Source organism: Nostoc sp. T09, from assembly GCF_002154695.1.
Taxonomy (GTDB): domain Bacteria; phylum Cyanobacteriota; class Cyanobacteriia; order Cyanobacteriales; family Nostocaceae; genus Aulosira.
Genome location: NZ_MTAV01000145.1, coordinates 1 through 24,472 on the forward strand (window position 1 = coordinate 1; position 24,472 = coordinate 24,472).

The following is a 24,472-nucleotide window of genomic DNA, read 5'->3' on the forward strand; positions in this document are numbered from 1 at the left end:
CTAAACAACAATTCTCAGTTTACCTTATCTGCCCTGTCTCCAATTTAAATTGGTATGACTAAACAATGCATAGCCTAAAAATGCTGCTATGCCAGAGATAATGGCAATTCCTCCCCACACACCAAAAATGTAAGCAGTTGAACGCCCGGCTTTTTTCATCCCAGCAGCGCTAGAGAGTCCTTCGGGAACGTTGGAGAGAAAAACAGCCGCCACAGTTACCCAGCTGACAACTCCTCCATCAATCATGCTGACACCAATCACGATAGATTCTGGGATACCGTCGAGTAATGCACCAACTGCGATCGCTAGTCCACTCCCATTATTTTCTCCCTCCGATGGCTGCTGTTCACCTGAGCGCTTACGATGCTTCGCACCTTGATGGGACAGCAACCAGTTCGCTGCTGTGTATACAACAGCACCACTGATAAATCCGATCGCTGTTGAGTCAAAGCCGCCACGCTTATAAGCTTCATCCATTAATTCAAACGCTAGTGCTGAAATTAGCACACCAGCACCAAAAGCCATAATTGCGGCAATGGCCCGTTGAGGAATCTTAGCGTAGTAACCAACAGCACAACCCAATAGCAGCGCTGAGCCGCCAACTAAACCCCAGAAACCTGCTTTTAACCAAAGTGGAAACATTAGATACCTGACTGATAGCGAGAAATTAATTCCTAATTAAAATTTTTGGCTGATGCAGCTTGCATTTCTCCATCTTGGAGTTTTGATAGCGCCTGTAGTTCTTCCCAGAACTTAGAAGTAAAGTGTTCGTTTTCTATCATCTGTCTCTCCTGGAAAATATTGCACTTTTGAATGTTTGCATAGATCAGCATGGAACTACTTCGGGCTAAGGTGTACCAGCAGCCACAGAGCAAAGCGTTCTAGTCCAACCAACAGGGTAGTGATGCTTACTGCCAAACCAAACAAAACTAGATTGTTTTCATTGCCAGCTTTTAAGGCAAAACTTAAAGATGTGGCAACAGCCGGAGGATGCATCACATCTAGCAGAATCATCAGTACGATTGTGATGATCATTGCGGTTCCACCAGACACATAACCCGAACCTAGCAGCATGTAAGTTGTAAATCCGATCCCGGCTGCCATCATTTGGGAAATTACTAGAGTTCTTACTGTGTTTGTACCGTGCTGGGGGTCGAGATAAATGAGAAAGGCGCTAGAAGCCAGGGACGCAAACAACAAGCGCTGGCGGCTTAGTACTTCTACCAGGGCTAACATACTCAATATGAGTAATGTTGGAGCAGTAGCTAGTGCCAATTCACCCTTCCAATTGAGGCGGCTGCGGAGTGAGCGGTTCGCACCTTCCAAAGGTTTTAAGCTGGAACGGTGGGATTTCATCGTATACTCCTATCAAGCTCCACCTCAGGCAAGCGGCGTTGTTCTCCCTGCTGAATCTCCCGCTCCAAGAAATAATTCAGTAGTGTTCGCAGCAGGACGATCGCTCCCAAATTCAAAATATCTTGGCGAGTAGGTGCTACTGCTGTCCGCAAAATATCGCTGGCAACGGTGAATTCCAAGCCCAATCCCAGTACTCGCCCCAATTGCAGACGAATTGCTTCTGTGGCATCGAATTGTTGTTTGGAACGAGCAAACAACAATCGCAGATAGGTAGCCATACCTCGGATTACCGCTCCACCAATCACAACTGCTGCGGCAATTTCTGTCCCTGCTGCCAAATAACCAACAATGACTTTAAGCCATGTCTCCAGAGGACTTGTTAAGGTGCTCTCCCCTTTACCTTCTCCTACATTCAAACTCAGGATTAAAACTAACCCCAAGATGAGTGCTAGGGGCAATAGTAAATTCAGCAATGAATCTCTGGATGACTCTCGTTTCATAAAATCTCGCGATCGTTTTGCAAACCCAAAAGCCTTTTTCTGGCAGGAAACACGACATGGTTAATGAGTGCTAAACGGAAGCATCCACTTTTGAAAGAAACATCAGGCGATTAGAAATCGCGGCTATAAAAACCAAATACACTGCGTGGATTAGATTGAGCCTGGGTCGCCAGGCTTTGTTTGTTTAGCCCCAGACTTCTAGTCTGAGGGGCTATTTGCCGAAAGTGGATGTACCTGCCTAAACAATTCTTTCTGAAGAAGGAAATCAATTGTGGCATTTATAAAACTAATTTTTTAGTCATTCTTTAAAAAACACCAATCCCCGATAAAAAATCGAGTAACTTCCTAATTTATTGAAAAGGCTGAATAGCTTTCAAAAGAAATTCCTATGCTCAGGCTAAATCTTCAATTAGAATATTGCTTCTACCTAATGGCTGAGTATTTATTTATAGCTCAAGAGAGGTTAATACTTCATCTAGCAATTTTAAAAGCTTACCAACGGAGCAATTTATAGTAAGTGACCTCTTTACTTATAAAAGGAAGATAATATTGTATGGAGCAATGCTCACGAAAACCGTTTGTTGTGCTGGTTTAGTTTTGGCAAGTAAATCCTTACTTTTATGGCACCAAGAAAAGTTCCTAACTTTAGGTTGGTTTGACTCTGCTAGCTATCCAATAAAATAATGTAGGCAGGTATCTTTTAAAATACACTAACAAAATATCAAATCCACCAATATATACTTCTGGCTTTTTTTGATAAATAGATTTCAATATTTTTTGAGCGCAAATTTCAGCAGTCATGCCTTTTTCTTGCCCTTCATCCATTTTCCCATACAAAGTCCCATCATATTTTAAAGCATTGCGTGAGATATTAGTTTTAATTCTTCCTGGGCACAAGATAGTAATGAAAATTTTATCTTCTGGCTTTAATTCCAACTGCAATGTTTCAAAAAAACCATGCAAGGCGTGTTTGGAAGCTGCATAAGCCGAACGTAATGGAAAGCCAACTTTGCCAGTTATACTTGAAATTACCGCAATTTGCCCGCCACCATTCGCAATCATAAATGGCAGAATCATTTTAGTAATATTGATAGTACCAAAATAATTGACATCCATGATTTTCCTGTCAACTATTATTTGGGTATCAACAGCTAAAGAACGTTGGCTAACACCTGCATTATTTACCAAAATATCGATTTTGCCATAATAATTTATAGCAGTATTTACTGCCTTTTCTACTGCTGTAGAATCTGCAATATCAAAGGCAATAATCAAACAGTTGCTGCTGATATTTTGTTTAACTCTGAGCAATTCATCTTCGTTTCTTGATGAGATAATTAACTTTGCACCTTGATTAGCAAATTGATAAGCTAATGCTTCACCAATACCAGATGAGGCTCCGGTAATCCAAACAACTTTGTCAAGAAAGAGCATTTATCTACACAAGTTTATGATTGACAATTACTCATTCATCTCTTTAAAGGTAGCTAATGCTGAAGGAGACAAACGACTGAGATAGCGAAATATCCAGTATTTAAATATAGTATCTAAAATCACAGGGAATGTAGCGATAAACAGAAATATAGCACTTCTATTAGCTGGTAGACCCAAATGTTCTGCGAAACCTTCTAGTAAAACTTCCCATCCATGCGGTGAGTGAAATCCTACAAATATATCTGTAAACAAAATAATTAAAAAAGCCTTGGCACTATCACTAAGACCATAGACAATATTATCTATAAAGGACTTAACAATTACAATTTCTTTTTTGCTCATAGCAACTACAACACCAAAAGCAACTAGTGAAAGCAAATCTGCAAATACATTGCTAATAGCACTATTACTTTCATGACTAAATTCCTCAGCTATCTCAATAGCTTTCTCACGAATTTGTTCTTGAACTCCTTCAGAGGAAAGTGCTGGTGAGTTGTGTAATAAACTTTCCAATTTTAGTCTGTTCTCAAAACTCTTCAATTCGCTCAAAGCCTTTTCTTCCATATCTGTATTGAGAAAAATTTGAGCCGTTGTTTCGCCTCTAGCCCTTTCTACTAAAGGGCTTATTAATAATTGCTTAGAAAAATGTTGAGTTAAAAGTGGCACAAGAATTAAAATCAAGAAAAATCTTAATGCAATTCTTGTTCTCTTTCGCGAAATCTGATAATCTCTAACAAATTGTTCTTCTGCTTGTGGAGATAAGTCTGCTTGAATTTTATTAATTGTTCTGCCTATAGACCGAGGTAAAAATCCAGTTTTTTGACTGAGGGGTGGAGCCTTACGAATTTTTATATTAGATGAATCTACTTTATTATTAACTTCATTGTTATTAATTTGTAGCGGCTCAGAAATTGGCACTATAGCACTGCTAGCAATTTGTTCATCTCTTGGACTATACTTGGAGATTACTTCATCAATGAACTGTAGTTTCTCTAAAATAGTGCTATCAGAAACATCCAACAATGAGCGACTTAAACGAAATTCTGCTAGCTTTATTTTAATAATAGTTAAATTCTTCTTCAGGTAACCTTGCCAATAAGACATGACATTTTCTGTATAATTTCCTGTTGAAACAGAAATCTTTTGGTTACCAAAATGCTCAATTTCAATGTTTCTAATTATCTGAGCAGCCTCGTAAGCTTCTAAGAGTGCTCTGTCTGGTGTATCTTCAATCCATTGCTTCACTTTGCTTATGTAGTCTTTAATCTTTTGGCGTAGTAACCTTGTGTTTTTTGTAAAGAATGAAGCTTTCATTGCCGACATTTTTCTATATTGTTTAGTCAATGTACTGAATTTAACTAAAAGCAATAGTAATAGCTAATTGCGAAAATCGCTATCAATAATCTATATCCTCTTGCCTATTATATAAACTCTTAATTCTGAGTGTACACCTATTAGAAGGTTAGGAACAAGAGACACAAATTTTGGATAATTTCAAACCTAGCTATGTTCGCGTTATCTAAGAAAACTTACCTACTTGCAATTTCCTACAATCCCGGAGTAAAGAGTAAGTTTAGCAAGGTAGAGCCGAAATGAATCTATAAATTAAGTCTCCAGGTAGATATAATATTGGTCGCAATCTGAATCAAAACAGCAATCTCTCTATTGGCTGTAAGTCGTAAATAATTGGGTTTGCCTACGAGCTTTAGCAAGTAATGAATAACACCTCAGTTTTTTTGTACGTAGTATAAAGAGCTAAAAATTTTTACTTCATACCTATTAAATTTGTATTTCAATACTATGTATATAATGTGTGAATTCTGTGTCATTCCTGTGACATTAACTTTATTAAGCCTCAGTTAAACAGGATAATACAATTTTATTTTTGTGATTAGCACGGCTTATTTCATATGTTTATTTCTGACTTTTTTCAAAAATTCATTAATAATTTTCTTATAATCCACTTTAGGTTATTAAAAATAATTAGATTGATATAAAAGCCATAATTAGATTAATTATTAAATCAAATTAATAATTTTGTATATTTCTGTTATTAAGAACGACATTTTTGTGAGAATATTGCATTACATTACGTCATTTATTATATTACTTATCATTTCACGAATAGTTTTTTTGAGCGTTGCAGAATGCTATTATTCATTTAACAACATATCTTAATGAATCAACTCATCATTACCAAACCGGACTATTGGTTAATTTTTATTAACCTTTTTCTACAAAATTCTCTGCCTACTTTGGATCTCTAATAAGTTAGTAAAAAATGGGTGGAGTGAGGATGTGGAAAGCAGATTTGCAGTAGGCAGATTTAAGTGGGGCTGACTTAAGCGAAGCAAACCTGAGTGAGGCAAACTTGACTGGGGCGAATCTCAATGCCACAGATATGAGTGAAACATTCATAACGGGAAAATTATGCCTGATGGCTTTATCCATCGCGATCGCACGTTCACTCTACTAGTACTATTCTCTAAGAAGTTGGTATGAGCCAAGCTAACCAACGACGAGACTGCGAAGTTAAGCTAAAATTGTATGCTTCTAAATTTGAACTGCAAAGACACTAAGGCACAAAGAAGAAAATAGTTTTTTCTGTTAAAATTCGATTTATTGATTTTCTTTACAATCATTTACAAACAAGCAATCAAAATTACACAGTTGATAGGAAGATATGTCAGAATTCTAAAATCATTAGACTGCTGGAATTATGAATTTGAGCTTGTGCATGATTGTCAAAAATGAAGCAGCGACACTGCCTAAATGTCTCAGCAGTGTGAAAAATGTAGTAGATGAAATTGTCGTTTTAGATACAGGTTCAAGCGATCGCACTCCAGAAATCGCTACAGCACATGGTGCAAAAGTCCATCACTTTCAATGGAACAATAACTTCAGTACGGCTCGCAACGAAGCTCTAAAATATGTCACAGGTGATTGGATTTTAGTGTTAGATGCAGATGAAACATTAAAGCCAGAAATTGTGCCACAGATTCGCTCTGCTATTCAAAGTGAAGAATACCTACTGATCAATTTAATTCGGCATGAGGTAGGTGCAGAGCAATCTCCCTATTCTTTGGTTTCCAGGCTTTTTCGCCATCACCCAGAAATTCGTTTTTCCCGCCCTTACCATGCTTTAGTTGATGACAGCGTATCAGAAATTTTAAAGAAAGAACCTCACTGGCAGATTGGCTACTTACAAGGAGTAGCAATTCTGCACAAAGGATATCAAAAAAGCGCGATCGCTCAAGGTAATAAATATGTTAAAGCCCAAGCAGCAATGGAACAGTTTATTGCTAATCATCCTTACGATCCTTATGTTTGCAGTAAGTTGGGAGCTTTATATGTAGAAACTGGAAAAATTAAGGAAGGTATAGAACTGCTAAAAAGAGGAGTTAGGACTAGTGAAGAAAACTATGAGATTTTGTACGAACTGCATTACCATTTAGGCATTGCCTACAATCGATTACAAAATCCTCAACAGGCTAGCGTTCACTACCAAGCTGCAATCAAATTACCTATTTATCCCATTTTAAAGTTAGGAGCATATAACAATCTTGGTAACTTACTCAAAGCAGCCGGAGACTTGAAAAATGCCAAAAAAGCTTATCAGACAACTTTAAAAATTGATCCTAATTTTGCTAGCGGACATTACAATCTTGGGATGACATTGAAAGCTATGGGTTTATTTACAGATGCGATCGCTTGTTATCAAAAAGCCATCAAGTTAAACCCCAGCTATGCAGAAGCTTATCAAAATTTGGGTGTAGTGCAGCTAAAAGTAGGCAATCACCAAGCTAGTTTAACAGCTTTTAAAAATGCGATCGCTTTGCACCAAGAACATAACCCTGAAGAAGCAAAGAGACTTCGTCAGGGTTTGCAAGAGATGGGGTTGATGTGAGCAGGGAAGGGGGATGAGGAGGACAGGGAAGAAAAACTACTGACTATTGACTAAATCCGCGATCGCACAAATTTCTCTAATCTATCCATTCCCTTTTCAATAGTTGCCATATCTGTGGCGTAGGAAAGACGAATGTTGTCATCAGCACCAAAAGCAATTCCGGGAATTACTGCAACTTGATGTTCTTCTATGAGAGCATCACAAAATTCTAAGGATTTTAGACCTGTTTTGCTGATGTCAGGGAAAAGATAAAAAGCACCATCAGGTTTTGCAGTACTCAATCCAGGAATGGCGTTGAGTCTGTCTAGCATTACCTGTCGCCGTTTGGCGAACGCCTGGCGCATTTCTTCTACACAGTCTTGGGAACTTTCCAAGGCCGCGATCGCACCATATTGAGCAAAGGTACACACGTTAGATGTACTATGCCCTTGAATGGTACTTGTGGCTTTAATGATTTCTAGCGGCCCTGCTAAATAGCCAATCCGCCACCCTGTCATCGAATATGCTTTAGCAAACCCGTTGCTAATCAAGGTACGGTCGAAAATTTCCTTCCCAAGGGAACCAATGCTAATATGCTCTGCACCGTCGTAGAGAATCTTCTCGTAAATTTCGTCAGAGACAACAAAGATATCTGCATCAACTACTACCTCCGCCAGTGCTTTAATTTCTGCTGGCGTATACACCATTCCCGTAGGGTTAGATGGCGAGTTGAGGATCAATAGCTTGGTTTTTGGCGTAATCGATTTTCGGAGTTGTTCTGGAGTAATTTTATAACCAGTTGAAGCATCTGTGGGTACAATCACTGAGGCTCCACCAACCAAAGTCACCATTTCGGGATAACTTAGCCAGTAGGGAGCCGGGATAATTACTTCATCTCCGGGATCGATCAGGGCCACGATCAAGTTGTACAGAGAATGCTTTCCGCCGTTAGTGACGATGACATTTTCTGCTTTATAATCTAGACCATTATCAGCTTTGAGCTTGCGGGCGATCGCTTCCCTTAACTTTGGCTCTCCTGCGGCTGCGCCATATTTGGTTTTGCCTTCATCCAAAGCTTTTGCTGCTGCTGCTTTGATATGCGCTGGAGTATCAAAATCTGGTTCTCCAGCGCTAAAACTACAAACGTCCACACCCTCTGCTTTCATTGCCTTAGCTTTAGCTGCGATCGCTAAGGTTAAAGAGGGCGTTACCTGACTTACTCGTGCTGCCAGCTTCATTCTTAAATTTATTTGGCGAATCTCTAACCTATTTAACAATATCCCACAATCTTGATCGAGAATTGTCTTTTCAGAATTCCTTAGTCAGTCTAGTTAGCAAATTCTAGCATCTCAAAATTTCTTATATGGTCTAGTTGGTAAATATTTGTACCAGTTAAATGTAACAGTCTTCCCTGGTTAAAATTTCCTAACATACTTTAGTATCTACGGCTGTGGCTATGTTCCAAGATCTCAATAAGAGCAAAAAGCAAGTAAGCATCATAAAATGCTACCGCAGTTAGTATGTTCTTTACTTGAAATAGAAGCAGACTAACCAGCAATTTTCTAATTATCTAAATATTTTGAGCAACCTGGGATGATTCTAAATATAGGACTCGTATTTGATTTTTGCGAAGCTAGATACACCTCAACCTCTATTCTTTCTTGTTCCCCGTTCCCTACCTATACGAGTAAGTTCAGGAATCAAATCGGATTGCTATAGCATCGCTTTAGAAAGCAAAAGCTGGAGCACATAGTCTGATATAAATTTCTCGGTTTTCGTCGGAGAAAGCTCTTCTACCATGAAGTACTCTTGTATTATCAATCATTAAAATATCCCCTTTCTGCCAGGCAATCTCTGTGGTTATTCTCTCAGCAATTTCATTTACTTCAGACATAACTTCCTTAGGGATATCTGAATCGTCTTCAAATTTAATAATATTTGGATATAGTTGCTTTGTTGGTAATAAGCTATTAATAAAAACTTGATAATTTCCACATTTGCTGGGTATGGTTGCCGGACATAGATATTCAGCAACTATTGATTTATCTTTGGATATTGTTAATTTAATATCATTATGTTTACATATCTCTTGTAGTTGATTTAAATTCTCAATTTTGTATTTTTTCTGCCAAGCTTCTTCAGTCATAGGCACAGTAAACTTGAGCTTCTTTTTGCTGAATAACTCTTTGGTAGAATTACTAAGTTCATTAAAGAATTGCCTGCCATCACAAATTATTGTTTCACCTTTGTCTGAAGCTGGAGTAGCACAGAAAAACCATAACATCAGTGGCACGTTTTTCTGATAATACATTTCTCCATGAAGCTTAATCTCAGAATTAAAATCATTTACGCTTAAAATTGTCTTATCACCATTAATAATTCTTCTATTAAATGCTCCTCCAGAATAATCAATAAAATCAGTACTTAATAAGTTGCTAAAATCTTTAAATATCTCAGCATTTACTTCAAATCCTCTAAAAAGCAATACTCCATATAAATTAAATAAGCTGATGATTTCTTCTTGAGCTAATTGGAAAATGCTATTACTACCAGTACTAATAATTTGTTGACCTATGGTGTTTGATATTGGTTGTATCTGGAAGTTCATAGTAATTAATAAAAATTGACTAAACTTTTTATTTTTCTTCAATTAGCCCTATATAATTTAACATAAACTTATTTACTAAAAGTAGAGTATTATCTGGTAGTTCTTACCAAGAACATAAATATTAATAATATAAATTTAATTTATATATATCGAATCTGCTTTGAAAAGTCCCATTTAAATTAGGCTCTAACTCGATCAGTTAAGATGTGAGCTATAAATAAGACACCAGTGTTATTATTGGTGTCCTAAAACCGAAGCAGATTAGGACAAATAAAGTGAAGAATCAAGCGTTGAAGCTAGCTACAGGATTAGCACTTATATGTACTAGTGTAACTATAAACACTGGAATAGCTAATCAAATGGTCTTAGCAAAATCAAAAAATCCAGAAAAGTGTAATATTTATGCTTACGTTAATGTCTCAGCTTCGCAAGCTTTAAATGTGCGTAGTGGTGCAAGTAGCAACAATAAAGTTTTAGGACAAGTACCTGTTAACGATACTGTTCAGGTTGTTGCTGTTTTGCCAAATTGGGCAAAGATTACTAATGCTAGTGGTGGTTTTAAAGGAACTGGGTGGGTATCTTTGGCAAAGTTAGGTCTATCGACAAGAGGCTATGGTACTAAAGGTGTGAAGCTTTATGCTAAAACTAATCAGAAAAGCCAAGTAATTGTAAGAGTCCCACCTAATACAAATGTGAAATTATTAGGCTGTCAGGGAGGATGGGCACTGGTTGAATATAAAAGTATTAAGGGTTGGTTGGTAAGAGAAGATCAATGTGGTGCTGCCCTTACCAGTTGTTCTTGATATCTTACCTGTACACGCCACTAATGATGGCGCTGCACTATCGAATTTTAGTTTGTTGTGGCGATCGCCATCCTAATGCAGAATGATAATTTGCATTCACTGCAACAGATGCGATCGCCTTTTTCAAATCTAAACTAGTTTTAAAAACCCTCAAAAACGTTAGAATTTCCGTACCCTGACTTCAAACCACCGCCTGCAACCCAAATTTCTCCACCATAAACTACAGGGGAAATGCCATGCCTAGCGGTTGGCATAGGTGTACCAAGTCGCCAAGTATTGGTTTGTGGGTTGTAAATATCGACGCGATTGTAAACATTATTGCTAGTTGCACCCGCACCATTTTGGGTTTCACCACCCATCACATAAAACTCACCATTGAGATAAGCAGCTTTACCTGTCCCACCTCTTCCCTGTGGCAGAGGTTTGAGCGACGAGCCAGCATCTAGACTGGATTTCCAAGTGTTAGTGGCAGGATCATAGATTTCCACAGTATCAAATCCATTGGCTACAACATTTGCGCCATCACGACCGCCAAATACATATAGCTTACTGCCATCCGTACCCGATGCTGAGTGGTTAAGGCCCTGTTTCATAGGTGCTAACACCGTCCAAGTATTAGTTGACGGGTTGTATTTAGCTGCTTGATTAGTCGTCGAAGAGCCAATAATTCCACCAGCTACATATATTTCCCCATTAATTACAGCAGATGAACTAGAGCCTGCGGCAAAAGGCATATTAGCACCTAAACTCCACTTGTTAGTGGCTGGATCGTAGATTTGTACCTTCCCACTGCTACTACCACCTAACCCTCCAAGTAGGTAGAGTTTTCCATTGTAAACTTCGGCTGTATGGTGATTGCCCACAAATGGTCTAACAGGCAAATTATTGCTCCAGGTTCTAGTTGCCACATCGTAGGCAAGGGTGGCATTACTAGCTTCACCTACAACATAAAGTATGCCGTTAATTACTCCTGAACTCACTTCACCCAGGGATATGGGCATTTTTGGAACGGAATCCCAAATACCTGGAGTTGTTGAAGGATTTCCAGAAGTGATGTTGACTGTAAATGTTCCTAAAGTACCGCTTTGGAGATAGTTATTATTGATGTCGCTAACTTGATTGGGCTGTACTGACACAGTATACGTGCCGTTATCAGCAGCGTCCCAGTTATCACCAGGAGCAGTCATTTGGTAGGTTGCTGTTCGCGGTGTACCGTTAGTGTTAGTATTCACACTCACCAATGTTACAGGGAGCTTAACTCCATTGGGGTCTGTCACTACAAGATCCGCAGAATCCAGGCTAGATACTTTTACTCCGACGTTATCGACATAGGTCACCGTCAAGTTTTGACTTGTGCTACTACTAGTAGTGATGTTTGTCGCAGATAAACTTGCCGTTGGTGGTGTCGAGTCTGTTTGGTTAGGGGAGAGAAATTCAATGTAATCGAATCTTGCGTACTCTCCCTGGTTCTGTGTACCGTTGATCTGAACCACATCTTCAGGATTGATTACTAGTCCAGTAGCAACGGTTCGACGCACAAAAGTCTGGGTGGTGGCGACATTACTGCCTAAGTTCTGATCAAGATTCCATGTATCTACCTGCTTACCGCCAATATTCACTGCAAAATTGCCAACTCCGTCGTTCTCGTCATAGTAACCGACTACAACATTGTAGGTACCAGCAGCACCATTAAACTTAGTGGTGGCTGTGCCTGTTGCGGCCGTCGCACCAGAAAGACTAACGACCTTTCCACCAGAAGCAATACTGTTTGACTCAACGCGGTAGTTAGTTAGCGTCATAGTTTCCGCTTCTAGGTGAATCGGTGTTGCTTGTGGTGTTGGCTGTGAAATAGGAATAACTTCAATATCGGAAACTTTTGCATTGTTCACACTAGCTAAAAAGTCTATATTGAGTATCCCATCTGTAACCTGAACGTCTACTGATTTTCTCAGTGCCGTATTTACCCCAGCTTGGGCAACGATATCTAGGTTTTTGATGACAGATGCACCTTCAATATTCACATCAAAAACCCGCTGCCCTGGACTAGTCAAAAAAATCTCCGCAAAGTCTAGATTTACTTTGTAAGTGCCACTACTGGCTATAGGGATATTGTAGGAAAACTCTTTTCCCCAACGTTCTGTCTGATAAAGTAGTGGATCGCTGCTACCACTAATAGGTTTGTTTGTTGCATAAGTATTGCTAGTAGTATAATTAGCATCCTTTGCCCAAACATTGCCTGAGAGATCCGTATAAGTATCTCCACCAGCATTAATCCTTATTGGCATATTTTCCACAGGCATTCGTCCTTGATATCAATTGTTTTGACAGAATAAACGGCTGAATTACTCTTTAGTCATCAATACTGGACTGTGAAGAAGTAAGCTTTTGACTTACTCCTGCCTTACAGAAACTTACTGTTCTATATACTTAAGTAACATGTAATATTAAAATCCTATTAGGTAATGATTTTGGAGATATAAAGAAACTATGTTTTTTTTGTAAAGCTAAGTCCAGCATTTCATAAATTCTTAGCTACTTAACCAAATGCAAGGTAAGACGTGTAAAGTTATTTTTCATCTTGCAGGGCATAATATTGAACTGCCATTTTTATATACTTTCGCAACAATTAAATTTAAATGGCAAACTTAGAATGCGATGCTTACTAAAACTTTACTGACAATTTCTGTTAGTGTCTAAAGTTAAGAGTAGAGATAGTATTGTTCTCTCCAAATGGGCAAAAGAAGGAGAGATATTACTGTGATTTTATTAATGCCTTTTTAAAATAAATAGAAGAAAATAAATACTAAAAATCTCCTAGCAAGAACCTAATTTATAATAAATATCAAGCTTTGAAGAATTGTTATTTATAAACAATCGCAATAAATTTATATAAAAATTTTACTCTTTAGAGAGATGTATTGTTTACAGGATAATATTTTGATACATATTATTTGAGTTTTGAGTTTTAATTAAAAACCCTATTATTCGATGTTACAAATTATTTATGACTTACGATAACCGCGCGGTGGTACGCAAGGTTCTAGTTATCACCCTACTGTTAAACCTGTTTGTGATGGGACTGAAAGCAGTAGTGGGTTACTCAACAGGTTCTCTCAGCTTGCTAGCTGATGCTTTACATAGCGTCACAGATAGCGCCAACAATGTTTTAGGATTGATTACTAGTCGGTTTTCTTCGCCACACCCCGATCGCAAACATCCCTATGGACACCAAAAATTTGAAGCTGTAGGCGCTTTGGGAATTTCTGCATTTTTAGGAATAGCTTGTTTTGAAATTCTCCAAGGCGCAATCGAAAGAATTCTCAAAGGTAGTCAACCTGTAAGAATATCAGCACCAGAACTGTGGTTATTACTAATTGTGCTGGGTGTAAATATTTTTGTGACTTTTTACGAACGTAGTGTCGGGAAGCGGGTAGGTAGCCCCATTTTGATTGCTGATGCTACTCATACTATGAGTGATGTCTGGGTAACTATTACGGTAATAGGTGGACTAATTGGCGTTTGGCTAGGTTATCAATGGCTAGATGTAGTTTTAGCTTTTCCTGTTGCTTTGTTGGTATTTTGGAGTGGTTGGTCAGTATTGAAAGAGAATTTGCCTTCGCTAGTGGATGAAATGGCGATCGCACCAGAAGCCATTCATGCGATCGCGCTTTCTGTTCCGGGAGTGATTAACTGTCATGACATTGCTTCTCGTGGTGTTCTCGGCCGTCAAGTATTTATTGAAATGCATTTAATTGTAGATGCTTCAGATGTAGAAACCGCCCATCGAATTACTGAAGAAGTAGAAAGCCAACTAGAAGAACGTTTCAGACCAGTCAGGATTCTCATTCATGTAGAACCACCAGCATACAAATCTGAAAAAATTACCTTTGAATCTGGTTCAAAATAGCGCTACTCAAATAAATTGACTATAATCTTTTTTTAATAAAGACAATATCTTCAAATCATGGAATCTTCCTTTCCAAAAGCCATATTCTCTCAACACTCCCTCCTCTGCAAATTGCAATTTTTTTAACAATTTAATAGAGGCATTATTCTCTAGCATGACTAATGCTTCAATTCGATTTAAATCCAATTGTTCAAAACCCCATTGGATAATGGCGCTTAAGGCTTCTGTCATGAAACCTTTTCTCCAATGGTCTCTAGCAAGTTCATATCCAATTTCTGCCTGAAAGCGGTTTCTAATGCTATAGCCACAGGAACCAATGATCGCATTATCCTCTTTCCTAGCTATTCCCCACCGGATAGCCTCTTGGTTCTGAAAGCGTTCTGCACGGCGCTGAATCAGAAACTGCGCTTGCTTTATACTGATGGCGGTTTCTACGTCATGGTACTTAGTTACTTCATGATCTGCAAAAATCTGAAAAACTGCTGGCGCGTCAGTTATTGTTGTTTCCCGCAATATTAAATTCTCGGTTGTCAGTTGCGGAAAATTTTGGAAAACAGCATTTATAGACATTGCTGAAGGTAGCGAAAATTTATCCATAAAAGAGAGTTATGAGCTTTTAGTTTTTGCAACTTCAAACTCATAACTCGCAACTCGTCATTCAGAACTTAATTATTCCCACTCGATGGTTCCAGGCGGCTTTGAGGTAATATCATAAACTACCCGATTCACACCTTTGACCTCATTTACAATGCGGTTAGAAATTACTTCCAACACATCGTAAGGTACACGCGCCCAATCAGCTGTCATACCATCTTCGCTAGTGACAATTCGCAAAACAATGGGGTAAGCGTAGGTACGTTGATCGCCCATCACACCAACACTGCGAATTGGTAGCAACACGGCAAATGCTTGCCAAACATCGTGGTACAAACCGCGTTGGTTAATTTCTTGGCGAACAATCAAATCGGCATCGCGTAGAATGTTCAATCTGTCAGCAGTGACTTCACCTAAAATGCGAATTGCCAAACCAGGCCCGGGGAAAGGTTGGCGTTGGACGATTTCTTCTGGTAACCCAATGGAACGTCCAACTTTGCGGACTTCATCTTTAAAAAGTTTCCGCAATGGTTCTACTAGTTTAAATCGCAAATCTTTAGGCAATCCGCCAACGTTGTGATGACTCTTGATTTTTACCGCTACTCGTTCACCAGTTTGGGGATCGACGTTGGTATCGGCTGATTCGATGACATCTGGATATAGCGTACCTTGGGCTAAATAATCAAAATGACCGAGGCGTTTAGATGTTTCTTCAAATACATTAATGAATTCGTGACCAATGCGGCGACGCTTTTCTTCGGGATCTGTCACCCCGGCAATTTTAGCTAAGAAGCGATCGCGGGCATTTACATACTCTACCGGAATATGAAACTGCTCTTGGAATAGCTTTACTAATCTTTCTGGCTCATACTTACGCATAAAGCCTTGATCGATAAATACACAAGTTAGCTGATCGCCGATCGCTTTGTGTAATAAGAAGGCCAGGGTAGAAGAATCTACTCCGCCAGAAAGCGCTAACAACACACGCTTATCACCGACTCTGGCGCGAATCTCCCGAACTGATTCTTCAACAAAAGCTGCTGTTGTCCAAGTGGGTTCGCAGTCGCAGATATGGTAAACAAAGTTGCGGATTAATGCCAAACCGCCAAGAGAATGTACCACTTCTGGATGGAACTGTACCCCATAGAGTTTTTTCTCGTGATCGGCGATCGCCGCACAAGGTGTATTTTCTGTATGTGCTAGTAATTCAAACCCAGGTGGCATTTTAGTGACGGAGTCTCCATGACTCATCCACATCGTCGTGCCATCTTCGACGTTCGTCAGCAAATCTGTAGGATCATCAATATATAGTGAGGCTTTACCATACTCACCGCGATCGGCCTTTGCTACTTGCCCACCAAGCTGGTTCACCATCAGTTGCATACCATAGCACACACCCAGAATCGGAACTCCTAAATTCCAAATTTCCGGGTCACAATGGGGAGCGCTATCTCCATAAACTGAACTTGGGCCACCAGAGAGGATAATTCCTTTAGGATTCAGTTGCCGTAAATGTTCAGCTGTCGTACGATAGGACAGGACTTCTGAGTATACTTGTGTTTCGCGGATGCGACGGGCAATTAGTTCGGAATACTGAGAACCGAAGTCCAGGATCACAATTATTTGGCGATTGAGCTGTCCCCAATTTTCATTTGCTTGGGGTGATTGTTCAGTTAGTAGAGTCACCGCTGTATTCATGATGGTGAGATTGTGTCTGTTAGGATAAATCGTCGCTCTGTGGTCTAAGTGCTACCATTATCTCTGCCTAAATCAGGTTCATAATGGTAAATAAATCTCCTACAAATGCGCTTGTTGAAGGCGTCTTGTTTAGCCTAGTAATTTGGCATGGTATTAAAAAGACAAAATTACTCTAAAGTTGCTACTGAAAAAGTTATTTATTTGGATTATTTATGATTATTCATATTAAGTTAACATAATTTTCCGGATAACATACAAGCAGTTTTGCTCTTCATGATAATTTTGCGATCGCGGTCAAAGAGAATTGAGCCACAAACTGTTGCAGATGTGCCATTATTACTGTGGCTTTGGATGTATTCTTGGGAACGCTCATCAATAGCTTTGGCGATCGCACTATAAACTTTATTTACCCAATCACTGCCTGTTCTAGCATCTATTGAGCGTAAGTATGTGAGTGCAGCTTCAGCAGTGGGACTGTCAAAAATTGCTTGTATATCTGACTGCTTTAACCCAGCTAAACTACAGTAAGTGGTAAGAATCTCCCGACGCCCATCAGCAAGGTGATGATGGGTATGAAAAATTCCTCCTGCCAATTTCATGAGTTTTCCATGATACCCAAATAATAAGATTTCTTTAACACCCAGAACATCAGCTTCGACTAACATTGGACCTAGCCAGTTAGCAGTTTTTACCAACTGTTCGGGATTAATACCGATTTTTCGCGCTAAATCTAAGCCATTCTCACCAATACAAAATACCAAGCTGTCAAATTGACTGGCTTTGCGTTGTAAGTCAGCGCGGAAAGCTGTCAGTTGCTCTGGTGTACTTAACGGTTGGGAAATTCCTGTGGTTCCCAAAAGAGAAAGCCCTTCAACCACACCAAAAGCAGCATTAGAAGTGCGAACAGCAAGCGATCGCCCGGCGGGTAAAATAATTGTGACAGTAATTCTTTCTTCTGATGCTAGCGATCGCTGCAAGTTCTCTTGCATTAGCCTTTGAGCATAAGCGTAAATAGCTGCTTTCCCTTCACCATTCTCCTGCTTACCGATCCCTTCTCCCCCTTGAATAATTACCGCTTCTCCCTCTCCCTTTTGCCATTCCACCAATGCCCAAATCGGAGTATTTTTAGTCAAATCGAGATTATCACCAGGATCGCTGCGGGTAATTGCTAAAGCCATGTTCTCAGATAATCCTGCGACCTGTTCGATTGGGATTTCAGCGATTTGGGCTGGTTCGAGCAAATCTACCGAGACTACTGTTAAAGCTTGACGATGACGCAACCAGTGTAAAGCTGCAATGGCAGAAGCACAGGCAAAAACGGGAAGAGTGTAGCCAGAACGGGACATTGGGAAAAGCTAAAAGTTAAAATTAGGAAGGCAGAAGGCAGAAGGAAGGATTTAATAAGGATACCTTTTTCCTTGACCCAGTTGCTACAAAGCAGGTAACCTAACCTGCCTAACGTACTGCCTCCACTACCTGTATGCTTGAAAAAATCTTTTTACTTTTGTTCCTAAGTCAACACCCTAGCTTGAAACACTTTTGGCAGAAGGAAAAACAGATTCCTTGTTTATGCCCTCTGCCCTCTGCCCTCTGACTTGTAAGTAGGGAACAGGGAACAGGGAACGGGGAACAGGTAAGAACTACTTACATGCTTGGCGATGAAAATTTTTTCATGGGGACTGCCTTAATTAAACTCCTACTTCTGATAATAGAGCTTGCATGTCTTCCCACAATAGTTCTTGTTGGATATAACGAGGTGCTTCCGGATTGTAAGGAGTAGCTACTCGGTCAATGCTGAGAATTTTAGCCCCATCTGGCAGCACAGGTATATCTGGATCAAATGCGGTTGGGCGCATTAGCGAACTAGAAAAGCCCTTGAATATGGCAATTGTGTCTTCTTCGCTACTAACTTCCACCTTGACTAATAAAACTTCTTGGGGGCGTTTGGTAGTGTATTGTTCCAGTCGCTTGCCAATAGAATTCATTTTTGGAAGTTTGAATCTTCTAGACGACCGTAGGAAATTGTGAATTTGAGCACAGCGAGGTCACTGTTGTGTAGCTGAACGTCCCTGCTTACCTAGCTTAATTAAAACAAAATAGCTTAAGTAAAGCACATAAATCACTAAGCTCATGATGCCAAGAAAGCCCAAAAATGCAGGTTTGCTATTGGCATGAAAATACTCTTTAAATAGCAACGGAGCTTCTAACCAGACTCGACAATAGGAAGACTTGAGTGCAGTTGGAGAAAAAGCACAACCCAAAAAAGGTATAAAGGCTATGGTGCCTAAAATCCCATAGATCGTCATAGCCCAACGCCAAGAGGTAAAAATTAGTTTTAGCGGTCCGCTAGCTTGATACTCAATTTCATCATTTAGATCCACCCAGAACCACAAAGAAACGGGGATCAAGATCCGACCAATCAATCCAGAGAGAAAACTTACCCCAAACCCACCAATCATCAAGTAAACGGTAATGACCAGCAAACTGGATACTCGCCAGTAAATAGTTAATAAGCGTTGTATTCCTTCTGCTCTTTGTACAAATGCCCAAATCAGCAGAATCAGGGGAATAATTACCATAAATATCAGCGCTAGTCTGTAGTCAAGCCATACAAACGGGCGAAACCAAACATCATTTTCCATAGTTTTACCAAACTATAAATTAAGCAATCTAAACTTAAAAACAACTATCCCTAGTTGGGATAATTAACAGTTATTAACCAGCTAATAGCTGTTACATGATAGCTAACAGTTTAATTAAAACAAACAATTTAGGTACTAACCAAGGCTAGATCTTTTTATACCTGTTTACTGAAATTTCGACTACACTTGAAATACTTTGTTAGACTAAAAAATATCTGCGCCCTTCCTTACCGCATCTATTGCTAGATAACAGGCTACTTAGATGTGTATTTTGCAAAAAAAACAAGCAACTCAAAGCTTTTTCACTTACTACCTTGCACTAACCGACACAAAATCGAGGGTGAGTTTTGTAACTTACCCTAACCCTAGATGTCATGTCAACTCCCAAGACTCTCTAATAAGCCTCAAAGATTGCCTCTGAACTTCCTCAACCTCAGCTAAATCAATGAGTTTCCTCAATCTTAAAAGAAGCTGAGTAAATAGAGATTAGAGTTGGTAAAGGTGCAAGATCTCAGTAAATAAGTCCAGGTTGCTTGCCCGCTGTTAGACAAAAATAAAATTGACCAATTTAATTTTTAGTCTTCGTAAACTCGACACTCAACTGCTTCTGGATTGTCATCACAGTACTTTTCTAAGGAATTTTTTGGCTTACTTTGGCGCTGATGGGAAGCTTCAGCTTGCAATTCTTCAACTGCATCCCAAGCTGCGGCACATTCAGCAGAGTTGCTACCTGAAACGTCACAGACAGCACGAGCTTGTTCAACTTCGTCTTGGATTTTTTCTTGGATGTCGCTCATAGTTTTAGTCTCGTTGTGTGGTGTTAATACCAGTATAGAAAAATCTCAAAAATGACGGTTTTTTGTTCTATCGTTCACCATTCTAACCACTTAGCTGTTAAGTTAGTGATTTAGCCTGATGATCCATAACTAATACAATAAACGATGGCATATATACTACATTTATATTTATCTTTTAAGATTTTGTAGGGCCAGTAGTACGAAAGTATAATCATACAATATATTTAATAAATCTAGTAGGGAATAACAGCCCTAGCTTCCTGGGATGGATAGGCCACTGAAGTGAGAGAAAGGTAGTTGGCAGCAACTCTAGTCGGAAGCAATTCTACCCAGGATCAAAAGTCAAAAGAACAGCCCAACGAGAGAAAGAAGCCTAAAACTCATGGCAGATCAAATGCAGTGGGCAAATGCCCTGTCAACCCGTCCTTCTTTAGAAGCAGCTATTACAGATGTGGTAGAACGGGCTGTCTCATCGTTAACAGCACCGGCAGATCTTGGGCTGGTATTCATTTCGTCTGCTTTTGCTAGCGAGTATTCGCGGCTCTTGCCTTTGCTGGCTGAGAAACTTTCAGTCCCGGTGTTAATCGGCTGTAGCGGTGGCGGTGTGATTGGCACCACAGCCGAGGGACAAACCCAAGAATTAGAAGCAGAAGCATCTCTAAGTCTGACTTTGGCACATCTGCCTGGAGTAGATCTTCAAGTGTTTCATGTGATTGCTGAAGAATTACCTGACTTGGATAGCTCACCAGATGCTTGGATTGATTTGATTGGTGTACCACGCTCACCCACCCCACAGTTCATTTTGCTGTGCGGTTCATTTTCTTCTGGAATTAACGATCTATTACAGGGGTTAGATTTTGCTTATCCTGGCTCGGTAACGGTGGGAGGACAGGCTAGTGCTGGAGCTATGAGTGGTCGCATGGCCCTATTTTGTAACGATCGCCTGTATCGAGAAGGGACAGTAGGATTGGCTTTGACTGGCAATATTGTACTAGAAACGATCGTGGCTCAAGGATGCCGACCGATTGGCCAGCCATTGCAAGTGACGAAAGCTGAACGTAATATCATCTTGGAACTAGATGAGCAAGTACCGTTAATGGTATTGCGCGAAGTGATTGCTAATCTCACCGAAAAAGAGCGGATACTAGCACAACATTCTCTGTTTGTTGGGGTAGCAATGGATGGGTTTAAGCCTTCTTTGCAACAAGGAGACTTTTTAATTCGCGGTATCCTTGGGGTAGATCCCTCAGCAGGAGCGATCGCTATTGGCGATCGCGTTCGTCCCGGCCAACGTCTCCAATTCCACCTCCGCGATGCCGAAGCCTCCGCAGAAGATTTAGAATTTCTCCTACAGCAGTATCAAAACCAACAAGCTACTGAAGGTGCTGCCACAGCCGCTTTAATGTTTACCTGTGTGGGACGTGGGGAAGGACTCTACGGCAAACCCAATTTTGATTCTGAGCTATTTAGGCGGTATATCAAAGATATCCCTGTAGGTGGTTTTTTCTGTAACGGCGAAATCGGTCCTGTTGCTGGCAGCACCTTTTTACACGGTTACACCTCAGTATTTGGGATTTGCCGGGCATTAGATCTTGAGGATGACAAGATAGGGTAATAGTCATTGGTTAAGGGTCAAGAGTCAAGAGTTATTAGTTATTTCTCCCTTGTCCCCTACTCCTCCTCATCACCCCTTCTTCAGCAAAATACTGCTGTTGTTATCAATTAGAGTCGGAGTTCCACCAGTGGCGATCGCACTATATTTTTGAATGTAGCGGCGTACTTTGCGGGGAAACTCAGGAAAGTCTAATAAAGCATCTCCATCGGCAATAGTTGCCCAAAAATCGCGCAAACTAGGTACTAGTTCTTCTGCCTGGTCAGTTGGTAAGTTTAAGGGGGGTAGAGTTAGCAACTTCATCAAGAAGGGAAAAGAGCGATCGCCCATCCATTGCCTAGATAACTGTTGCAAATTGGGAAAATCGGGTACTGACTCTACACGATGAGATAAAATTTGCAACCATTGCCTGCCGAAGTTATCGCGATGATACTCTAAAACTCGATAAGGGTGAGGATAACTGACTAAAGAACCAGTAGTAATATCATAGACTCCCTCCGAACACGCAACATCCTGAACGTGCAAATGCCCCGTAAACACTAAATTAACTCCGTAGCGCTGTAGCAACTGCACTAATTCCCGTGCATTTTCCAACATGTAGCGATTCGCCATTGGATGACACGATTGATTGGGCAGATGTTCAACAACATTGTGATGCACCATAACCAACACCAATTCATTCTTGGCTGCTGCTAGCACCTGTTCTAACCATATTAGTTGTTCGTTATCCAAACGCCCTATCTGCTGACCTTGGTCATTAAAAGAGTTGGAATTAAGTCCAATTAGCCGGACTCCAGGCATTAACTGACTAGTGTAGTAAAGTTGCTGTGCATTTTCATAACCAAACTTACGGTAATAATTAGGAAAATCAGCAAAAGCAATAGATTGCTGATCTGCCATCAGCACAGGAACATCATGATTCCCAGGGACAACATAGACGGGAAAAGGTAACTTTGCTAAACGTTGTTGCAACCAAGCGTGGTTATCTGGTTCACCGTGCTGGGTTAAGTCTCCAGGGATGAAAAGAAAATCTAAATCGAGTTGTGCTAAATGTTCTAATACACTTTCAAAAGCTGGGATGCTTACTTCCACTAAATGAAAACGGCTGGGATGATTCCAGATTGTGTGAGGAAGTGCGATGTGTAAATCGCTAACTATGGCAAAACGAAAATTTAGAGCCATTGATTTCAGGATACTTTTAAAAGTTGGGTTAAAACAAGTCTTTTCCAAAGAGTATAACCCTTGCTTTGTAACCCTGTGTAGGATGGCTTATGCTTAACATTCGTACATATTAAAGGTCGATGTTCGCAATATTCTATCTATCTTAAAAATTTAGCAGCTATGTTGTTGGACATAGTCTGTTTGCTTAAAGCGTTTTTGTATAGTAGACAGAGGCAGAAAATAGCGCATAGATATTTCTGATAAAATTTGGCATAATCGCCAATTATATATTGAGATATAGGTTGATATATAACATTTAATAATCCATAAAAATTTGGTGCAAAATAATTAGTAGAGTGCCTAATTCTCCCACAAATTGATTTTAAATTCGAGTATCTGAATCCAAAAGCAACTTTCTATTTTCCTTTGAATTATCATTTAAGTTAATATATTAGTTACCCTCACCTCCCAACAAGGCGGGCGCAACCTAATTATTTCTTGTTATTTCATATTGTCACATCAAGGAGAGTCTATTTTGGCTGCTGTGCGAGTACGTCAACATGTTAATCCGCTTGCCCAAAAGTATCAAACACCAGTTAGTTCCCTGGATTGGGAAAAATTGTATGCCCTGCCTCACCAACCACTACATCTAGATATTGGTTGTGCTAGAGGACGGTTTTTGTTAAATATGGCTAAGATAGAACCCAACTGGAATTTTCTCGGTTTGGAAATTCGAGAACCGCTTGTGGTAGAGGCAAATCAGTTATGTGCGGATTTAGGTTTAACAAACCTCCACTATTTATTTTGTAATGTAAATAGATCGCTAAAAACACTTTTATCTTCTCTGCCCACAGGTACTTTACAGCGCGTCACAATACAATTTCCCGATCCTTGGTTTAAAACTCGCCATGCTAAACGGCGAATAGTGCAACCAGAATTAGTGTCAGACTTAGCAAATTATGTTGCCGTTGGTGGTGTTGTATTTTTGCAATCAGATATAGAATCTTTAGCTTTAGAAATGCGCGATATTTTTGCTCAAAATCCAGCTTTTCAGAAACTTAGTACAGAAGAATGGCTGACAGAAAATCCCCTACCTGTCTCTACAGAAAGAGAAATAGCTACTCAGAATAAGGGTGAACCAATTTATCGCGTTTTATTTATCAATAGAGAAGTCCCACCAGAAAACTTGTGACAAAGGCGATCGCATATCCTCAAGCTTCTCCTGAGTGGGCAATTTCCGCAAGTAATCGTTCTTGTGCCACTCTGGGGAAGAAAGAGTAATTGTAGGTTTGGTTGAACTTATATCGTCTTTAAATGTTTCGTCTTTAGGCGTTACCACAAGCTAGTAAAACCTAACAATAATCAGGTTTTTGATGTTGGGCTTAGTTTCTGATAGTAGTTTGAAAATACTTGGTAAGCTGTTCCACATCTAAATTGCATAAATGCTAAATTAGATAGATTCAAGTAAAAGCGT

The 24,472-nt window shown here is 39.8% G+C and carries 21 protein-coding genes; 6 read left to right on the forward strand and 15 right to left on the reverse strand.

Translation table 11 applies throughout. The features are described 5' to 3' along the window. Positions 1-24: 24 nt before the first annotated feature. The 5 genes from BV372_RS25960 to BV372_RS25980 form a co-directional block, all read right to left on the reverse strand. Positions 25-642: a ZIP family metal transporter gene (locus tag BV372_RS25960; protein ID WP_218776772.1), complete on the reverse strand. Its 618-nt coding sequence runs from the start codon at positions 640-642 to the stop codon at positions 25-27. Positions 643-837: 195 nt separating this feature from the next. Next, positions 838-1,356: an HPP family protein gene (locus BV372_RS25965; protein ID WP_086689377.1), complete on the reverse strand. Its 519-nt coding sequence runs from the start codon at positions 1,354-1,356 to the stop codon at positions 838-840. Further along, the gene (locus BV372_RS25970) at positions 1,353-1,856 is read right to left on the reverse strand and encodes a DUF1622 domain-containing protein (protein WP_086689378.1); all 504 of its coding nucleotides are present in this window, start codon (positions 1,854-1,856) and stop codon (positions 1,353-1,355) included. Before BV372_RS25970 ends, BV372_RS25965 begins: the two co-directional genes overlap by 4 nt. A gap of 645 nt (positions 1,857-2,501) precedes the next feature. After that, the gene (locus BV372_RS25975) at positions 2,502-3,290 is read right to left on the reverse strand and encodes an SDR family oxidoreductase (protein WP_086689379.1); all 789 of its coding nucleotides are present in this window, start codon (positions 3,288-3,290) and stop codon (positions 2,502-2,504) included. A 27-nt stretch (positions 3,291-3,317) separates the two neighbouring features. Then, positions 3,318-4,604 (reverse strand): proton extrusion protein PcxA, encoded by a 1,287-nt coding sequence (locus BV372_RS25980; protein ID WP_086689380.1) that lies wholly within the window; start codon positions 4,602-4,604, stop codon positions 3,318-3,320. A gap of 1,042 nt (positions 4,605-5,646) precedes the next feature. Between BV372_RS25980 and BV372_RS37210 the strand changes: the two genes are divergently transcribed. After that, entirely contained in the window at positions 5,647-5,766 is a 120-nt protein-coding gene (locus tag BV372_RS37210) for a pentapeptide repeat-containing protein (protein WP_218776773.1), read from the forward strand. Between the two features lie 243 nt (positions 5,767-6,009). After that, the gene (locus BV372_RS25990) at positions 6,010-7,197 is read left to right on the forward strand and encodes a glycosyltransferase (RefSeq protein WP_086689381.1); all 1,188 of its coding nucleotides are present in this window, start codon (positions 6,010-6,012) and stop codon (positions 7,195-7,197) included. Between the two features lie 50 nt (positions 7,198-7,247). Here the strand turns inward: BV372_RS25990 and BV372_RS25995 are convergent, their stop codons facing one another. Together BV372_RS25995 and BV372_RS26000 are read right to left on the reverse strand one after the other, a co-directional pair. Next, positions 7,248-8,414, reverse strand: a complete 1,167-nt coding sequence (locus BV372_RS25995) for a pyridoxal phosphate-dependent aminotransferase (RefSeq protein WP_086689382.1) — start codon at positions 8,412-8,414, stop codon at positions 7,248-7,250. Positions 8,415-8,902: 488 nt separating this feature from the next. Beyond that, complete coding sequence (locus BV372_RS26000; protein WP_256973455.1) at positions 8,903-9,826, reverse strand: TauD/TfdA family dioxygenase; 924 nt, start codon at positions 9,824-9,826, stop codon at positions 8,903-8,905. Between the two features lie 233 nt (positions 9,827-10,059). Here BV372_RS26000 and BV372_RS26005 point away from each other — a divergent pair, with 233 nt between their 5' ends. Next, on the forward strand, positions 10,060-10,587 hold the full coding sequence (locus tag BV372_RS26005) for an SH3 domain-containing protein (protein WP_256973456.1): 528 nt from the start codon (positions 10,060-10,062) through the stop codon (positions 10,585-10,587). A gap of 140 nt (positions 10,588-10,727) precedes the next feature. Here BV372_RS26005 and BV372_RS26010 read toward each other — a convergent pair whose 3' ends face one another. Beyond that, complete coding sequence (locus tag BV372_RS26010) at positions 10,728-12,872, reverse strand: malectin domain-containing carbohydrate-binding protein (RefSeq protein ID WP_179198239.1); 2,145 nt, start codon at positions 12,870-12,872, stop codon at positions 10,728-10,730. Positions 12,873-13,591: 719 nt separating this feature from the next. Between BV372_RS26010 and BV372_RS26015 the strand changes: the two genes are divergently transcribed. Then, the gene (locus BV372_RS26015; RefSeq protein WP_086689385.1) at positions 13,592-14,494 is read left to right on the forward strand and encodes a cation diffusion facilitator family transporter; all 903 of its coding nucleotides are present in this window, start codon (positions 13,592-13,594) and stop codon (positions 14,492-14,494) included. 6 nt (positions 14,495-14,500) lie between these two features. Here BV372_RS26015 and BV372_RS26020 read toward each other — a convergent pair whose 3' ends face one another. From BV372_RS26020 to BV372_RS26045, 6 genes are all read right to left on the reverse strand, one after another. Then, positions 14,501-15,091 (reverse strand): GNAT family N-acetyltransferase, encoded by a 591-nt coding sequence (locus tag BV372_RS26020; protein ID WP_256973457.1) that lies wholly within the window; start codon positions 15,089-15,091, stop codon positions 14,501-14,503. Between the two features lie 72 nt (positions 15,092-15,163). Then, positions 15,164-16,786 carry a glutamine-hydrolyzing GMP synthase gene (gene guaA, locus BV372_RS26025; protein ID WP_086689386.1) on the reverse strand — a complete coding sequence of 541 codons (1,623 nt, stop codon included), beginning with the start codon at positions 16,784-16,786 and terminating at the stop codon, positions 15,164-15,166. Positions 16,787-17,016: 230 nt separating this feature from the next. Next, a complete protein-coding gene (gene cbiD, locus BV372_RS26030; protein WP_086689387.1) occupies positions 17,017-18,132 on the reverse strand; it encodes a cobalt-precorrin-5B (C(1))-methyltransferase CbiD in 1,116 nt (371 codons plus the stop codon). 342 nt (positions 18,133-18,474) lie between these two features. Continuing rightward, the gene (locus tag BV372_RS26035; protein ID WP_086689388.1) at positions 18,475-18,771 is read right to left on the reverse strand and encodes a hypothetical protein; all 297 of its coding nucleotides are present in this window, start codon (positions 18,769-18,771) and stop codon (positions 18,475-18,477) included. A 60-nt stretch (positions 18,772-18,831) separates the two neighbouring features. Then, on the reverse strand, positions 18,832-19,428 hold the full coding sequence (locus BV372_RS26040; protein ID WP_086689389.1) for a DUF3177 family protein: 597 nt from the start codon (positions 19,426-19,428) through the stop codon (positions 18,832-18,834). Between the two features lie 575 nt (positions 19,429-20,003). Further along, positions 20,004-20,225 (reverse strand): Calvin cycle protein CP12, encoded by a 222-nt coding sequence (locus tag BV372_RS26045; protein ID WP_086689390.1) that lies wholly within the window; start codon positions 20,223-20,225, stop codon positions 20,004-20,006. Between the two features lie 382 nt (positions 20,226-20,607). On the opposite strand from BV372_RS26045, the gene BV372_RS26050 reads away from it, so the two are divergent. Then, positions 20,608-21,840 carry an FIST N-terminal domain-containing protein gene (locus tag BV372_RS26050; protein ID WP_086689391.1) on the forward strand — a complete coding sequence of 411 codons (1,233 nt, stop codon included), beginning with the start codon at positions 20,608-20,610 and terminating at the stop codon, positions 21,838-21,840. Between the two features lie 69 nt (positions 21,841-21,909). On the opposite strand, the gene BV372_RS26055 is transcribed toward BV372_RS26050, so the two are convergent. Beyond that, entirely contained in the window at positions 21,910-23,019 is a 1,110-nt protein-coding gene (locus tag BV372_RS26055) for a metallophosphoesterase (RefSeq protein WP_086689392.1), read from the reverse strand. A gap of 514 nt (positions 23,020-23,533) precedes the next feature. On the opposite strand from BV372_RS26055, the gene trmB reads away from it, so the two are divergent. Further along, complete coding sequence (gene trmB / locus BV372_RS26060) at positions 23,534-24,190, forward strand: tRNA (guanosine(46)-N7)-methyltransferase TrmB (protein ID WP_086689393.1); 657 nt, start codon at positions 23,534-23,536, stop codon at positions 24,188-24,190. Positions 24,191-24,472: the final 282 nt, after the last annotated feature.

Bases quoted from the DNA above. Each gene is read 5' to 3' on its own strand.
- BV372_RS26015 (WP_086689385.1), top strand. From the start codon at position 13,592: ATGACTTACGATAACCGCGCGGTGGTACGCAAGGTTCTAGTTATCACC.
- BV372_RS25975 (WP_086689379.1), bottom strand. From the start codon at position 3,290: ATGCTCTTTCTTGACAAAGTTGTTTGGATTACCGGAGCCTCATCTGGT.
- BV372_RS25970 (WP_086689378.1), bottom strand. From the start codon at position 1,856: ATGAAACGAGAGTCATCCAGAGATTCATTGCTGAATTTACTATTGCCC.
- BV372_RS26050 (WP_086689391.1), top strand. From the start codon at position 20,608: ATGGCAGATCAAATGCAGTGGGCAAATGCCCTGTCAACCCGTCCTTCT.
- BV372_RS26040 (WP_086689389.1), bottom strand. From the start codon at position 19,428: ATGGAAAATGATGTTTGGTTTCGCCCGTTTGTATGGCTTGACTACAGA.
- BV372_RS25960 (WP_218776772.1), bottom strand. From the start codon at position 642: ATGTTTCCACTTTGGTTAAAAGCAGGTTTCTGGGGTTTAGTTGGCGGC.
- BV372_RS25990 (WP_086689381.1), top strand. From the start codon at position 6,010: ATGAATTTGAGCTTGTGCATGATTGTCAAAAATGAAGCAGCGACACTG.
- BV372_RS26035 (WP_086689388.1), bottom strand. From the start codon at position 18,771: ATGAATTCTATTGGCAAGCGACTGGAACAATACACTACCAAACGCCCC.
- BV372_RS25980 (WP_086689380.1), bottom strand. From the start codon at position 4,604: ATGAAAGCTTCATTCTTTACAAAAAACACAAGGTTACTACGCCAAAAG.
- BV372_RS25965 (WP_086689377.1), bottom strand. From the start codon at position 1,356: ATGAAATCCCACCGTTCCAGCTTAAAACCTTTGGAAGGTGCGAACCGC.
- BV372_RS26055 (WP_086689392.1), bottom strand. From the start codon at position 23,019: ATGGCTCTAAATTTTCGTTTTGCCATAGTTAGCGATTTACACATCGCA.
- BV372_RS26045 (WP_086689390.1), bottom strand. From the start codon at position 20,225: ATGAGCGACATCCAAGAAAAAATCCAAGACGAAGTTGAACAAGCTCGT.
- BV372_RS25995 (WP_086689382.1), bottom strand. From the start codon at position 8,414: ATGAAGCTGGCAGCACGAGTAAGTCAGGTAACGCCCTCTTTAACCTTA.
- BV372_RS26010 (WP_179198239.1), bottom strand. From the start codon at position 12,872: ATGCCAATAAGGATTAATGCTGGTGGAGATACTTATACGGATCTCTCA.
- BV372_RS26020 (WP_256973457.1), bottom strand. From the start codon at position 15,091: ATGGATAAATTTTCGCTACCTTCAGCAATGTCTATAAATGCTGTTTTC.
- guaA (WP_086689386.1), bottom strand. From the start codon at position 16,786: ATGAATACAGCGGTGACTCTACTAACTGAACAATCACCCCAAGCAAAT.
- cbiD (WP_086689387.1), bottom strand. From the start codon at position 18,132: ATGTCCCGTTCTGGCTACACTCTTCCCGTTTTTGCCTGTGCTTCTGCC.